15 protein-coding genes are annotated in these 14,381 nt (G+C 61.3%); 5 read left to right on the forward strand and 10 right to left on the reverse strand.

All coding sequences use genetic code 11. The features are described from left to right. The first annotated feature begins 212 nt into the window (after positions 1–212). From ABV589_RS15210 to ABV589_RS15220, 3 genes are all read left to right on the forward strand, one after another. A complete protein-coding gene (locus ABV589_RS15210; RefSeq protein WP_027610230.1) occupies positions 213–1,220 on the forward strand; it encodes a methionine ABC transporter ATP-binding protein in 1,008 nt (335 codons plus the stop codon). Next, positions 1,220–1,894 carry a methionine ABC transporter permease gene (locus tag ABV589_RS15215; protein WP_007962770.1) on the forward strand — a complete coding sequence of 225 codons (675 nt, stop codon included), beginning with the start codon at positions 1,220–1,222 and terminating at the stop codon, positions 1,892–1,894. The genes ABV589_RS15210 and ABV589_RS15215 overlap by 1 nt, the downstream gene beginning before the upstream one ends. A gap of 77 nt (positions 1,895–1,971) precedes the next feature. Beyond that, positions 1,972–2,742: a MetQ/NlpA family ABC transporter substrate-binding protein gene (locus ABV589_RS15220; protein WP_367082276.1), complete on the forward strand. Its 771-nt coding sequence runs from the start codon at positions 1,972–1,974 to the stop codon at positions 2,740–2,742. Between the two features lie 282 nt (positions 2,743–3,024). Here ABV589_RS15220 and ABV589_RS15225 read toward each other — a convergent pair whose 3' ends face one another. The 5 genes from ABV589_RS15225 to ABV589_RS15245 are packed head-to-tail and all read right to left on the reverse strand — an operon-like array spanning position 3,025 to position 6,933. Continuing rightward, positions 3,025–3,660 carry an SCO family protein gene (locus ABV589_RS15225; RefSeq protein WP_367082277.1) on the reverse strand — a complete coding sequence of 212 codons (636 nt, stop codon included), beginning with the start codon at positions 3,658–3,660 and terminating at the stop codon, positions 3,025–3,027. Continuing rightward, on the reverse strand, positions 3,657–4,556 hold the full coding sequence (cyoE, locus tag ABV589_RS15230) for a heme o synthase (RefSeq protein WP_367082278.1): 900 nt from the start codon (positions 4,554–4,556) through the stop codon (positions 3,657–3,659). The genes ABV589_RS15225 and cyoE overlap by 4 nt, the downstream gene beginning before the upstream one ends. Further along, positions 4,544–5,623: a COX15/CtaA family protein gene (locus ABV589_RS15235; RefSeq protein WP_367082280.1), complete on the reverse strand. Its 1,080-nt coding sequence runs from the start codon at positions 5,621–5,623 to the stop codon at positions 4,544–4,546. Before ABV589_RS15235 ends, cyoE begins: the two co-directional genes overlap by 13 nt. Before the next feature lie 10 nt (positions 5,624–5,633). Next, a complete protein-coding gene (locus ABV589_RS15240) occupies positions 5,634–6,227 on the reverse strand; it encodes a hypothetical protein (RefSeq protein ID WP_367082282.1) in 594 nt (197 codons plus the stop codon). Next, complete coding sequence (locus ABV589_RS15245) at positions 6,193–6,933, reverse strand: SURF1 family protein (protein WP_367082283.1); 741 nt, start codon at positions 6,931–6,933, stop codon at positions 6,193–6,195. Before ABV589_RS15245 ends, ABV589_RS15240 begins: the two co-directional genes overlap by 35 nt. Before the next feature lie 71 nt (positions 6,934–7,004). Here ABV589_RS15245 and ABV589_RS15250 point away from each other — a divergent pair, with 71 nt between their 5' ends. Continuing rightward, complete coding sequence (locus tag ABV589_RS15250; RefSeq protein WP_041073718.1) at positions 7,005–7,208, forward strand: twin transmembrane helix small protein; 204 nt, start codon at positions 7,005–7,007, stop codon at positions 7,206–7,208. Between the two features lie 7 nt (positions 7,209–7,215). On the opposite strand, the gene ABV589_RS15255 is transcribed toward ABV589_RS15250, so the two are convergent. The 4 genes from ABV589_RS15255 to coxB form a co-directional block, all read right to left on the reverse strand. After that, positions 7,216–8,103: a cytochrome c oxidase subunit 3 gene (locus ABV589_RS15255; protein ID WP_027610223.1), complete on the reverse strand. Its 888-nt coding sequence runs from the start codon at positions 8,101–8,103 to the stop codon at positions 7,216–7,218. A gap of 25 nt (positions 8,104–8,128) precedes the next feature. Then, positions 8,129–8,680 (reverse strand): cytochrome c oxidase assembly protein, encoded by a 552-nt coding sequence (locus ABV589_RS15260; protein ID WP_096797313.1) that lies wholly within the window; start codon positions 8,678–8,680, stop codon positions 8,129–8,131. A 155-nt stretch (positions 8,681–8,835) separates the two neighbouring features. Continuing rightward, positions 8,836–10,422, reverse strand: coding sequence for a cytochrome c oxidase subunit I (gene ctaD / locus ABV589_RS15265; RefSeq protein ID WP_007962785.1), 1,587 nt, complete (start codon positions 10,420–10,422; stop codon positions 8,836–8,838). A gap of 82 nt (positions 10,423–10,504) precedes the next feature. After that, entirely contained in the window at positions 10,505–11,632 is a 1,128-nt protein-coding gene (gene coxB, locus ABV589_RS15270) for a cytochrome c oxidase subunit II (protein WP_007962788.1), read from the reverse strand. A gap of 370 nt (positions 11,633–12,002) precedes the next feature. Here coxB and ABV589_RS15275 point away from each other — a divergent pair, with 370 nt between their 5' ends. Next, complete coding sequence (locus tag ABV589_RS15275; protein WP_007962790.1) at positions 12,003–12,635, forward strand: hypothetical protein; 633 nt, start codon at positions 12,003–12,005, stop codon at positions 12,633–12,635. A gap of 134 nt (positions 12,636–12,769) precedes the next feature. Here ABV589_RS15275 and ABV589_RS15280 read toward each other — a convergent pair whose 3' ends face one another. Beyond that, complete coding sequence (locus ABV589_RS15280) at positions 12,770–14,296, reverse strand: SulP family inorganic anion transporter (protein WP_007962791.1); 1,527 nt, start codon at positions 14,294–14,296, stop codon at positions 12,770–12,772. Positions 14,297–14,381: the final 85 nt, after the last annotated feature.

Raw genomic sequence — 14,381 nt, forward strand, 5'->3', positions numbered from 1 at the left:
GTTTCCGGGCACGGTTACCCAGGGTTTCAAGTCGCTTATCTAGTGACCAATGAGCAGGAACGGGCGTTCCTTTTTTATGACCTTTGATCTTGTTATTGCCAAATCGAAGGTTAATTGCGAAATAAATGCTAAGAACCTCTATACGGACAGGCTAAAATGCGCGCCCGGCTAACCGCTGATCCTTTTCTAACGCGCCCCACAAGGTTCGCTACGTGATCGAGTTTCAAAACGTCCACAAAACTTACCGCGTCGCCGGTAAGGACATCCCCGCCCTGCACCCGACCAGTCTTTCGATTGAAAACGGCCAGGTCTTCGGCCTGATCGGCCATTCCGGTGCGGGAAAAAGTACCCTGCTGCGTCTGATCAATCGCCTGGAAGATTCCAGCGGCGGCAAGATCATCGTCGACGGCGAAGAAGTCACTGCGCTGGACGCCAACGGCCTGCGTCGTTTCCGCCAGCAGGTCGGGATGATCTTCCAGCACTTCAACCTGCTCGCCTCCAAGACCGTGGCCGACAACGTCGCGCTGCCGCTGACCCTGGCCGGCGAACTGTCGAGCAGCGAGATCAATCAGCGCGTGGCCGAGCTGCTGGCGCGGGTCGGTCTGTCCGATCACGCAAAAAAGTACCCGGCACAATTGTCCGGCGGCCAGAAACAGCGCGTCGGCATCGCCCGCGCCCTGGCGACCAAGCCGAAGATCCTGCTGTGCGACGAGGCCACCAGCGCCCTCGACCCGCAGACCACTGCCTCGGTCCTGCAACTGCTGGCCGAGATCAACCGTGAACTGAAGCTGACCATCGTCCTGATTACCCACGAGATGGACGTGATCCGTCGCGTCTGCGACCAAGTAGCAGTGATGGACGCCGGGGTGATCGTCGAGCAAGGCTCGGTGGCCGATGTGTTCCTGCATCCGCAGCACCCGACCACCAAGCGTTTCGTCCAGGAAAGCGAGCAGATCGACGAAAGCGAACAGCGCGACGACTTCGCTCACGTGCCGGGTCGCATTGTGCGTCTGACCTTCCAGGGGGAAGCGACCTACGCGCCGTTGCTCGGTACCGTGGCCCGGGAAACCGGGGTCGACTACAGCATCCTTGCCGGTCGCATCGACCGCATCAAAGACATTCCTTACGGGCAGTTGACCCTCGCCGTCACCGGTGGCGACATGGAAGCGGCGTTCGCCCGCTTCACCGCCGCTGACGTTCACATGGAGGTGCTGCGTTAATGGAAATGCTCAAGGCTTTCTTCGAAAACATCGATTGGCTGGAAATCTGGCTGGCCACCGGTGACACCATGCTGATGCTTGGCGGTTCGCTGCTGTTCACCGTGCTGCTCGGCCTGCCGCTGGGCGTGCTGCTGTTTCTCTGCAGCCCGCGCCAGTTGCTGGAAAACCGCGGCCTGTACGCAATCATGTCGCTGGCGGTGAACATCCTGCGCTCGCTGCCGTTCATCATTCTGTTGATCGTGATGATCCCGTTCACCGTGCTGATCACCGGCACCTCGCTGGGCGTGGCCGGTGCGATTCCGCCGCTGGTGGTGGGTGCGACGCCGTTCTTCGCGCGTCTGGTGGAAACTGCGCTGCGTGAAGTCGATCGCGGCATCATCGAAGCCACCCAGTCGATGGGCGCGACCACCCGGCAGATCATCATGAATGCCTTGCTGCCGGAAGCCCGTCCGGGCATCTTCGCGGCGATTACGGTGACGGCGATTACGCTTGTGTCCTACACGGCGATGGCCGGTGTGGTCGGCGCCGGTGGTCTGGGTGACCTGGCGATCCGCTTCGGCTACCAGCGTTTCCAGACTGACGTGATGATCGTCACCGTGGTATTGCTGCTGATTCTGGTGCAAGTGCTGCAAATGGTGGGCGACCGTCTGGTCGTGCATTTCTCGCGCAAATAAGCGGTTTTTGTAATCAAGAGATGAGCCGGCCATTCGCTGGCAGGCGCCACACGGGCGCCTCATAAGGAGTTAGCTGAATGAAAAAACTGATCGCTGCTTTCGCGGCCGTAGCCGCTTTTTCGGCCCACGCTGAAACCCTGACCGTTGCCGCCACCCCGGTGCCGCACGCAGAAATCCTCGAATTCGTGAAGCCGGCCCTGGCCAAAGAAGGCGTGGATCTGAAGGTCAAGGTCTTCACCGACTACATTCAGCCGAACGTGCAGGTGGCTGAAAAGCGCCTGGACGCCAACTTCTTCCAGCACCAGCCGTACCTCGATGAGTTCAACAAGGCCAAGGGCACCAGCCTGGTCGCGGTGACTGGCGTGCATCTGGAGCCACTGGGCGCGTACTCGAACAAGTACAAGAAGCTTGAAGATCTGCCAAGCGGCGCCAACGTGGTGATCCCCAACGACGCCACCAACGGCGGCCGTGCGCTGTTGCTGCTGGCCAAGGCTGGCCTGATCACCTTGAAGGATCCGACCAACATTCTGTCGACCCCGAAAGACATCGCGCAGAACCCGAAAGACCTGAAAATCCGTGAACTGGAAGCCGCGACCATCCCGCGCGTGCTGACCCAGGTCGATCTGGCGCTGATTAACACCAACTACGCGCTGGAAGCCAAGCTCGATCCGTCCAAGGACGCGCTGGTGATCGAAGGCAATGACTCGCCGTACGTGAACATCCTGGTGTCCCGTGCGGACAACAAGGACAGCGACGCGATGCAGAAACTGGCAGCTGCGCTGCACAGCCCCGAAGTGAAGAAATTCATCACCGAGAAGTACAAAGGCGCGGTGTTGCCGGCGTTCTGATACAGATAGCTGCAATGAAAAGGGGGACGCCAATGGCGTCCCCTTTTTTTGTGGCCGAGTGTTCGGTTTTGGATCTGCTGTGTATTCGCCCCTCACCCCAGCCCTCTCCCGGAGGGAGAGGGAGCCGACCGAGGTGTCTTGCGTTGTAAATCGACCTGAAAGATTGGGTCGATTATGGATTCGGCAAAGGACTTACAGGTCGGCGTATTTCGTCAGCATCCCTCGGTCAGTCCCCTCTCCCTCCGGGAGAGGGTTAGGGTGAGGGGTGGCTTTTGATCTTGGCTATTTACGGTTGAGCATTACTGGCAGCTGCGCCACCAGTTTGGCGTTGTTCAACGGCGCACGAATAAACCCGCGCTGCGTCCCATCCGGCCCGATCACCGCCAGATTGCCGCTATGGTCGACGGTGTAATTCGGTTTGCTGGTATCGGCCGGAATGAACGGAATACTCACCGCATTCGCGACTTTCTGCAGTTCTTCGATCGACTTCGGCGTCAGGCCCACGAACTGCGGATCGAAGTAACCCAGGTACTGTTTCAGCTGCTGCGGGTTGTCGCGGTTCGGATCGACGCTGACCAGCACGATCTGCAGTTTATCCACAGCATCCTTGGGCAACTCGCTCTTGATCTGGCGCAGCTGGGCGAGGGTGGTCGGGCAGATGTCCGGGCAGAAGGTGTAGCCGAAGAACAGCAGGCTCCATTTGCCTTTCAACTCGTCGATGGCGACCGGTTGCCCGTCCTGATTGGTCATGGTCACGCCCGGCAGGGTGCGGCTCTGCGGCAGCAGGATGATGCCGGCGTCAATCAGCGTGGTGGGGTCGCCCTGGCCCTTGCCACTCAGCACTTTGTTGACGGTCAGTCCCAGGATCAGCGCGATCACGGCGACGAGGATGAAAACGGTTTTCTGGGTTCGAGTCATAGGTTCAACAGTAAGTAGTGGTCTACGAGCAGGGCGATGAACAACAGGAACAAGTAATAAATAGAGTACTTGAAGGTGTTGATCGCCGCGTGCGGCCGAGTGCCACGGTACAGCACCACGGCCCATTGCAGAAACCTTGCGCCCAGCGCGAGGGCGCAGATCAGGTAGAGCACGCCGCTCATGTGAATCACGTATGGCAGCAGGCTCACCGCGAGCAGGGCGCAGGTGTACAGCAGAATGTGCACCTTGGTGTAGTGCTCGCCGTGGGTCACCGGCAGCATCGGGATGTCGGCCTTGGCGTATTCCTCCTTGCGATGAATCGCCAGCGCCCAGAAGTGCGGCGGGGTCCAGGCGAAGATGATCAACACCAGCAGCAACGGTTCGGCGCTGACATGGCCGGTGGCGGCGGTCCAGCCGAGCAGCGGTGGCGCCGCGCCGGCGAGGCCACCGATGACGATGTTCTGCGGCGTCGCGCGTTTGAGAAAACCGGTGTAGATCACCGCGTAACCCAGCAGCGAAGCCAGTGTCAGCCATGCCGTCAGCGGATTGGTGAAGGTCAGCAGCAAAGCCTGACCCAGCAGCGCCAGCACCAGCGCAAAGGTCAGCGCCGCTGCCGGTGAAACCCGACCCTCGGCCAACGGCCGTTTGTGGGTGCGCGCCATCACCGCATCGATGCGCCGGTCCACCACATGATTGACCGCCGCCGCACCGCCGGCACACAACGCGATCCCCAGGTTGCCGAACACCAGCACCGTCCAAGGCACCCCGGCGCGGGTCGCGAGGAACATGCCGACCAGCGAGGTGATGAGCATCAGCACCACCACTTTCGGCTTGGTCAGCTCCAGATAGTCACGCCACAGCGCCTGCGCAGGGCGTTCGCCGATCAGAAGCGCCATGGCGTTTCTCCTTTTATCGTGATGGGCGCGGCCGAATGTTTACGCGGGCTCAGACGCCAGCGCGCCAACATCGGCTGTTTGACCCGAACCAGACTGGTGCGCGCGTGGTAATTGACCAGCACCATGGTCAGCAGCAGCGCGGCGCCTCCGGCGTTGTGCGCCACGGCCACCGGCAACGGCAGATGAAACAGCACGTTGCTGATACCGAGGGTGATTTGTGCGGCGAGGGCGATGACGACTAGCCCGGCCAAACGTGTCATGCCAACAGCCCTGAGTTGCCAGGCCAGACCGAGCAGCACCAGCGTCACCAGCAGCGCGCCGATGCGGTGGGTCAGGTGAATCGCCGTGCGCGCGTCGCTGTCGAGCTGGCCACCAAGATAATTGGGGCCGATGTGCTGGGTCAGGTGAAAGCCGTTGGCAAAGTCGGCGGGCGGCAGCCATTGGCCGTGGCAGGTCGGAAAGTCGATGCAGGCCACCGCCGCATAGTTGGAACTGACCCAGCCGCCCAGCGCGATCTGGCCGATCACCAGCAACAGCCCCGCGGTCGCCCAATACTGCAAACGCTTGGGGACGGTCAGTGCCGGCAGCACGCCTGACAGGCGCAGGGTCAGAAGAAACAGCAGACTCAAGGTCGCAAAACCGCCGAGCAAATGCCCGGTGACCACCTGCGGCCAGAGCTTGAGCGTCACCGTCCACATGCCGAACGCCGCCTGGGCGAACACCACTGCCAGCAGAAACAGCGGCAACTTCAGTGGTTGACCCGGATGATGCCGGTTAACCCAGGCGCGCCCGGCCAGAAGCGAAATCATCAGGCCGAGGGTGCCGGCGAAATAACGGTGGATCATCTCGTTCCAGCCCTTGTGCGCCACCACCGGCGAGTCGGGGTAATGCAGTTCGGCATGGGCCAGTTGGGCTTCGCTTTTCGGCACGCTGATAAACCCGTAGCACCCCGGCCAGTCCGGACAGCCCAAGCCTGCGTGGGTCAGGCGGGTGTAGGCGCCGAGCAACACGACGATCAGTGCCAGCAGGGTGGCAAACAGCGCGAGGCGAAATCCAGGTTTGGCCATGACAATGCCCTTATCCGATGTTCGACAGTTTCAGCAGGTGACGCAGATCGTTGAGCAGATCCTTGCCCTTCACGCTCGGGTCGTAGCGCAGCACCAGGTTGCCGTGGGGGTCGATGATCCACAGTTGCGGTGTGGCCTTGTCGCCGGTGGCCTTGCTCAACGCTGCGCTGTCCAGCGGGTAGCGTTGCAGCTGCGGATATTCGCGGGTCAGCTTGGCCTCGTAGTCGGCGCTCAACGGTTGCGCGGCGGCGAGGGCGTGGCTGGCGCGACCGGCGTCGCGACCGAGGCCGATCTGGATCTGGCGGGCGAGGTACACCAGTTGCTGACAGTCCACCGCGCAATCCTTCGGCGCGGTCACCAGCATCTGCCAGCGCTGTTCATCGGCTTGCACGCCGAGGTCGGCGCGGGTCTGGCCGTTGCCGATCAGTTCGCCGTGGTAGCTGCGACCTTCCGGCACCCAGAACTGCAATTTGTACATGCCGGTGGCGAGGATCATCGGGCCGACCACGCCGAGCACAATCAGCAACAGCTGGATCCGCCCGCGACGGCGGGTGGCCGGGATTTTTGCCTCAGACATGCTGGGTGGATTCATGGCCGTTCCCATGGGTTTTCTCCTTTGCGTTGTGCAAGCCCAAATAGATGTAGAGGCCGAGCAGGGCGGTGGCCATGGCGAACCACTGCACGGCGTAACCGAGGTGTTTTTCCGGTCCCATGGCCACGACCGGCCAGTCGGCCTCGTAGCTGGCAGGGCCGGGTTCGGCGCGCAGTTCGTAGGCGAAGCCGTCGCGTTCGAGGGTTTTCCACAGCTTGGCCGGCTCGACCGCGGTAATGGTTTGCGGCCAGGTGCTGCTGGCCGGGTCGGCGTGCAACTGGAAGGTTGCGCCGGGGGCGACATAGACCCAGGCGTCCAGGTTGACCGCGTCGGCGGGGGTGGAAAATTTTGGCGTTACCCGGCGATCCGGCCATGGCAGCCAGCCGCGATTGACCAGCAGCCACTGGCCGGTGGCCCGATCCTGAAACGGTTGCAGCAACTCGATGCCGACCTTGCCGTTGCGCTGGCGGTTGTCGAGCAGCAGGCTGTGCGCGGCATCGAACTGGCCGTACAGATGCACGCGGCGAAAGGCCGGGTCGGCGCTGTGCAGCAACTCGCTGCTGGCCATCGGCTCGGCGGCGCGGCGTTCGGCGTAACTGGCGAGCAGGGCGGTTTTCTCCGCGCCCCGGCCCAATTGCCAGAAACCCAGCGACACCAGCAGCGGCAGCAACAGCGCCACCACCACGGTCGGTATCACGCCCGGCCAAAAGCGCTTCATGGCCGCGCCACAAAGGCAGTCGTCGCGCTCGCTATACTCAACTGCATCGCCTGTCCCCCGGAGTTCTTCCCATGCTCAAGGCAGCCATTGTCGTGCTGCTGATTGCCACGGTGATCAGCCTGTTCAGCGGCCTGTTTTTCCTGGTCAAGGACGACAGCAGTTCCAATCGCCTGGTGATCGCCTTGAGTGTTCGGGTGGCACTGGCCGCTGCCACCGTCGGCTTGATTGCCTGGGGCTTCTACAGCGGCCAACTGGTGTCGCACGCGCCTTGGTGATCAGTGCTCAGAGCACATAAACGAAGACGAACAGGCCGATCCACACCACATCAACGAAGTGCCAGTACCAGCTCGCGGCCTCGAAGCCGAACTGATGCTCGGCATCGAAATGGCCCTTCATGATGCGCATCAGCATCACGAACAGAATGATCGTGCCGATGGTCACGTGGGCGCCGTGGAAACCGGTGAGCATGAAGAACGTCGCACCGTAGATGCCCGACCCCAGAGTCAGGCCCAATTCGTGGTAGGCGTGCATGTATTCCTCGGCCTGCAAGGCGAGGAAGCCGCAGCCCAATAGAACGGTGATCGCCAGCCAGATTTTCAGTGCGCCGCGATGGCCCTTCTTCAAGGCATGGTGAGCGATGGTGATGGTCACGCTGGAGCTGACCAGCAGGATCGTGTTGATCAGCGGCAGACCCCACGGGCTGATGACTTCCTTGGGTGGCGGGAACAGTTTCGGGTCCGGGGTGTGCAGCAGTGGCCAGGTGAACTGGAAGTTCGGCCAGAGCATGTGGGCGATGCCTTTCGGGCCTTCACCACCCAGAGCGGGCCCCGAGACGTGGCGCACGTAAAACAGCGCACCGAAGAAGGCGACGAAGAACATCACCTCGGAGAAGATGAACCAGCTCATGCCCCAGCGGAACGAGCGATCAAGCTGCGGACTGTACAGGCCGGCGCGACTTTCCTTGATCACCGCCCCGAACCAGCCGAACAGCATGTACGCCAGCAACAGCCCGCCGACGAAAAAGATGTATGGGCCGTGGGATTCCGGGCGCGCGGCCTTCAGATCGTTGAACCAGGTCGCCAGGCCGTACACGGTGATGACCATGCCGAAGGTGGCGATGATCGGCCATTTGCTCTGGGCCGGGACGTAATAGTGCTCATGAGTTGCCATTTATTGTTCTCCTTATCGGGCACGCTTAACCGCCAGTGTTTGCAGCCACCGGAGGATGTCGGGCGGTGATATCGAACAGCGTGTAGGACAGCGTCAGGTGCTTCACGTCCTTGGGCATGTCGCGGTCAACGATGAAACGCACCGGCATCTCGATCTGCTGACCGGGCTGCAGCACCTGCTGGGTAAAGCAAAAGCATTCGGTCTTGTGGAAATACGCCGCCGCGTTGCTCGGCGCGATGCTCGGCACAGCTTGCGCACTCATCGGTTTGTCGGTGGGGTTGCGGGCGATGAAAATCATCTCGTTGACCGCGCCGGGGTTGGCAGTCAGCTCGTCGTGCTTGGGGTAAAACTCCCACGGCATGTCGATGTTGTTGGTCGAGAGAAACTGCACGCGCACTTGCCGCGAGCTGTCCACCACCTGCTCGCCTTCGTATTGCCCGGCAGTTTTGCCGTTGATGCCGAAGGCCTTGCACATCACGTCGTAGATCGGCACCAGGGCGAAGCCGAAGACAAACATTGCCACCACCACGCCGAGCAGGCGGGTGACCAGTTTTTTCAGCGAGATCGAGTCAGCCATGAGTCATGCCTCCCTCGAAGGTGCGAGTGAGCCTTTGTGGCGAGGGAGCTTGCTCCCGCTGGGTTGCGCAGCAGCCCCAAAGATTTTTTGGGCGCTGCGCACCCCAGCGGGAGCAAGCTCCCTCGCCACAGGGGTCGCGTTAACAGTGGAGCGTTTCATTTCACTTCCGGCGGCGTGGTGAAGGTGTGATACGGCGCCGGTGACGGCACGCTCCACTCCAGACCTTCGGCGCCATCCCACGGTTTGGCCGGGGCTGGCGGGCCGCCGCGAATGGTCTTGATCACGATGAACAGGAAGAAGATTTGCGTGGCGCCGAACATGAACGCGCCGATCGACGAGACCATGTTGAAATCGGCGAACTGCAGGTTGTAGTCCGGGATCCGTCGCGGCATCCCCGCCAGCCCTACAAAGTGCATCGGGAAGAAGGTCAGGTTCATGCCGACGAACGACAGCCAGAAGTGCAGCTTGCCGAGGGTTTCGTCGTACATGTGCCCGGTCCACTTCGGCAGCCAGTAATAGGCCGAGGCGAAGATCCCGAAGATCGCCCCCGGCACCAGTACGTAGTGGAAGTGCGCGACCACGAAGTAGGTGTCCTGGTACTGGAAGTCCGCCGGGGCGATGGCCAGCATCAGCCCGGAAAAGCCGCCGATCGAGAACAGGATCACGAACGCCACGGCAAACAGCATCGGCGTCTCGAAGGTCAGCGAGCCTTGCCACATGGTGCTGGCCCAGTTGAACACTTTCACCCCGGTCGGCACGGCGATGAGCATGGTCGCGTACATGAAGAACAGCTCGCCCACCAGCGGGATGCCGACCACGAACATGTGGTGCGCCCAGACGATGAACGACAGGAACGCGATGCTCGCCGTGGCGTAGACCATCGAGGTGTAGCCGAACAGCGGCTTGCGCGAGAAGGTCGGGATGATCTGGCTGACGGCGCCGAAGGCCGGCAGGATCATGATGTACACCTCGGGGTGGCCGAAGAACCAGAACACGTGCTGGAACAGCACCGGGTCACCGCCACCGGCGGCGCTGAAGAAACTGGTGCCGAAGTGGATGTCCATCAGCATCATCGTCACGCACCCGGCCAGCACCGGCATCACCGCGATCAGCAGGAACGCGGTGATCAGCCAGGTCCAGACGAACAGCGGCATTTTCATCAGGGTCATGCCGGGAGCGCGCAGGTTGAGGATGGTGGCGATCACGTTGATCGCGCCCATGATCGAACTGATCCCCATCAAGTGGATGGCGAAGATGAAGTAGGTAACGCTTTCCGGCGCGTAGGTGGTGGACAGCGGGGCGTAGAACGTCCAGCCGAAGTTCGGCCCGCCACCGGCGGTGAACAGGGTCGAGACCAGCAGCAGGAACGCCGCCGGCAGCAACCAGAAGCTGAAGTTGTTCATCCGTGGCAGGGCCATGTCCGGCGCGCCAATCATCAGCGGGATCATCCAGTTGGCGAGGCCGACGAACGCCGGCATCACCGCACCGAAGACCATCACCAGGCCGTGCATGGTGGTCATCTGGTTGAAAAACGCCGGCTCGACGATCTGCAGCCCGGGCTGAAACAGCTCGGCGCGGATCACCATGGCGAACGTGCCGCCGAGCAGGAACATGCAGAACGCAAACCACAGGTACAGCGTGCCGATGTCCTTGTGGTTGGTGGTCAGCACCCAGCGCATCAGGCCTTTGGCGGGGCCGTGGGCGTGGTCGGCATGACCGTGGTCATCGATTACAGCGCTCATGGCCGGTCTCCTTTACGTGAGTGGACGGGGCTGGCCGGGGCGCGGTGCCCCGGCCGGTTCACGAAGTACGCGATGGACCGGCTCATTTGCTTTCCGCCTGTTTGAGCTCCAGCACTTCTTTTGGCGTGACCATGTCGCCCTTGTTGTTGCCCCAGGCGTTACGTTCGTAGGTCACGACCGCTGCGATATCGACTTCCGACAACTGCTTGCCGAACGCCGCCATGGCGGTGCCGGGCTTGCCGAAATACACGCGATGCAGGTGATCGGCTTTCGGCCCGGTGGCAATCGGCGAGCCTTTGAGCGCCGGGAACATCGGCGGCAGGCCCTGGCCTTCAGCCTGGTGACAGGCCACGCAGGTGGTGTGATAGATCTTGTCGCCGCGCTCTTTAAGCTCGTCGAGGGTCCATTCCTTGCTGGTCAGCTCCTTGAGCTGCGCGGCTTCGGCTTTGCGGTCGGCAAGCCATTTGTCGTAGTCGGCCTTCTCTTTGACGTCGACCACGATCGGCATGAAGCCGTGATCCTTGCCGCACAACTCGGCGCACTGGCCACGGTAAAGGCCGGGCTTGTCGATGCGGGTCCAGGCTTCGTTGACGAATCCCGGGATCGCATCGCGCTTGACCGCGAAGGCCGGCACCCACCACGAGTGGATAACGTCGGCGGAGGTCACGAGGAAGCGCACCTTGGCGCCGACCGGCAGCACCAGCGGCTTGTCGACTTCGAGCAGGTAGTGCTCGCCCTTGGCTTCCTTGTTGTGGATCTGTTCGGCGGGGGTGGCCAGGTTGCTGAAGAACTCGACATCCTGACCCAGGTATTTGTAGTGCCACTTCCACTGATAACCGGTGATCTGGATATCGATATCCGGCTCACTGGTGTCGTACATGCGGATCAGGGTAGCGGTCGCCGGGACAGCCATCGCCACCAGGATCAGCAGCGGCACGACGGTCCAGAGAATCTCGACGGTGGTGCTTTCGTGGAATTTTGCGGCGACCTGCCCGGTCGAGCGGCGATGCACGATCATCGACCAGAACATGGCGCCGAAGACGATGATCCCGATCACCACACAGATCCAGAAAATGGTCATGTGCAGGTCGAATACTGCGTGACTGATTTCAGTCGCTCCAGGCGCCATATTCACAGTCCAGGCCGCATGGGCCGGGCTGAAAATCGACCACAACAGGAGGCCCATCCAGACGTGTGGATGTCGCATCATTGCGGGTTCCCCTTATCGTTCTTGTTATCCCGTAGGCGCAACGCCTTCGGCAAGGGAGCGGCTGCATCAGACTACGAACTTGAATCGCCGGGCCTTGCTGCGTGGGCAGTCGGGCGTCATCAGCTAACTCCATTCAATGGCGAGTATAGACAGCCATCGGGAATTGCAATGTCGACGCGTAAATCATCTGAAACAGCCGGGGCTTGCGCTCAAGGGTGCGAATGGAGAAGGATGCAGACGAGTGGCGGCAAACTGATATAACGCAGGTGTATCAAGGATGAAATAATTATGACAAATGCGTCTTAGCATTTTTCGTAAGCCAGCTAAGTTATGTCTTCCCTATTTCATTGCCTTGTTTCCTGGAGTTTTCATGAACACCGCCGCATTGCGCGAGCAGATCCAAAAAGCCCGACAAACCGAAAACGAAACCGGACGGCTCAAGCGTCAGCTGGAAGCCAAACTGCCTCATCTGCATTCGGCGATCCAGTTGCCAGACGCCAACCGCGAAGAAGCGTTGACCAGTTTCGTCACCGCCTACATCGATGAAGTACCAGACATGCTGGACGCAGCCAATGAAGTTGCCAGGGAAGCGGGAATCGAGTCGCAGATCAAACCGGTGCTGAAAATCGCCGAGCAATACTTTCTCCAGCCGCCGGTCGGCCTGGACAGCCTGCTCGACGAAGCCTATCTGGCGCACCGCTTTGTTGAAGAGGTCAACGACCTGTACATCAAGCACCTCGGCCAGCCACTGATCCCCTTGGACATGACGGTCGCCAATCTGATTGCTCACCAATTGCTCGGTGAGGAATTTGCCAATCAACTGGACGAAGTGGTTCATCACACTATCGACGAGATGCTCGACGACGAGAGTTTTGCGCTGGAATCGGTAGAGGCCTACCGCGACAAACTCAGCAGCCCGGATACCGGTGCGGCGTGGAAACGATGGCCGTGCATGGGCCGTCGCCTCGGCGTGGGCCTGGAGCTCGACCAGCCCGCCGCGTAATCCGCGTTCCACACAAATACCTGTGGGAGCTGGCTTGCCAGCGATAGCGGTGGATCAGTCGACATTTTCAGTGACTGAAAGACCGCCATCGCTGGCAAGCCAGCTCCCACAGGGTTTATTTGTGTATGAGGGATTTAGCCAGCCGCACCGATCCCGGTATTAGTCCGAACCCGCCCCTCAAGCCGTCGCTTCAACCCGCGCGACTCAATCAACAGCTTCGACCCCTTCGCCGCATTTGCCCGGCCCCACTCCTCCAGCAACTCCAGACACGAATGGTCGATGTAGCTCAGGTTATTGAGCGGCACATGCACCGTTGTGCCCGCTGGAATGCTGCCCAGCACCTGGGTCAGTGCCGGCACCTTGAGAAAGGTCGCCGCACCCACCAGACGCAACTCCATCTCGCCGTCCTGCGGCAGGTCGATCAGGCTGATCTTCAAACGCGAAGCCTTGAGCGCCAGTTTCAACATCGTCAGACCGAAACCGATCAGCACGCCGGTCAGCAGGTCGGTGAAGATGATTGCCAGCGCCGTGGCGGCGTAGGTGAACATCGGCATCCGCCCGTAACGGCCCAGACCGCGAAAGGCTTTCAAGTCCACCAGTTTGAACCCGGTATACACCAGCACTCCCGCCAGACTCGCCACCGGAATGCTTTGCAGCACGCTCGACAGCAACAGCACGAACGCCAGCAGCCACAGACCATGGAAAATCGTCGAATAACGGGTGGTCGCGCCGGCCTGGACGTTGGCCGAACTGCGCACGATCACCCCGGTCATCGGCAGCGCACCGACCAGACCGCAGAGCATGTTGCCGACGCCTTGTGCCGACAGCTCACGGTCGAAATCCGAGCGCACGCCGCTGTGCATGCGATCCACCGCTGCGGCGGACAACAACGTTTCGGCGCTGGCGATAAACGCCACCGCGAATGCCGCGATCAGCAGGGTTGGATCAGCGAGGCTGAGCAGATCCGCCGGTTTCAGCCAGTCGATGGCCTCGGCCAGATTCTCCGGCACCTCGACCCGTTTCACCTGCAATGCCAGCAGCAGACTGGCGCCCGTGGCCAGGCCGACACCGAGCAGCGCACCGGGAATGAAGCGTAGCGAATGCGGGCGAAATTTCTCCCACAGCCACATCACCGCAATGGTCGCCAGCCCGAGCAAGCCGGCCTGCCAGCCGAACGACGGCAAGGCTTGCGCTACCGCCCCGGGGAACGCCGTGAGGTTATCCAGCCCGGACGGTTGTGGCTTGGCATCAAGCATCACATGCACTTGCGAGAGCACGATCAGCACACCGATTCCGGCGAGCATGCCGTAGACCACTGCTGGGGCCGTCACTCGAAACCAGCAACCGAGCTTGAGGCGCCCGGCCACCAGTTGCAGGAACCCGGCGAGCAACAGAATCGGCCCGAGCATCTCGATCCCGTGCTGGCGCACCAACTCGAACACCAACACCGCCAGCCCCGCCGCCGGGCCGCTGACCTGCAACGGCGAACCCGCCAGCCAACCCACCACCAGGCCACCGATGATCCCGGTAATCAGGCCCTTGGCTGGCGGCAACCCTGACGCAATCGCGATGCCCATGCACAGCGGCAGCGCGACCAGAAACACCACCACCGAAGCCAGCAGCTCCCGTGGCAACACCGCTTTCAATTGAGCAGCACGCATGGTGACTCTCCCGAAGCTTTCTTCAGGCATGGCTTCGCCGAACCGCTGAAACAGCGGTCGGCATCAAACCACACAGATTTTTAGG

It is taken from the genome of Pseudomonas sp. HOU2, from assembly GCF_040729435.1.
Taxonomy (GTDB): Bacteria; Pseudomonadota; Gammaproteobacteria; order Pseudomonadales; family Pseudomonadaceae; genus Aquipseudomonas.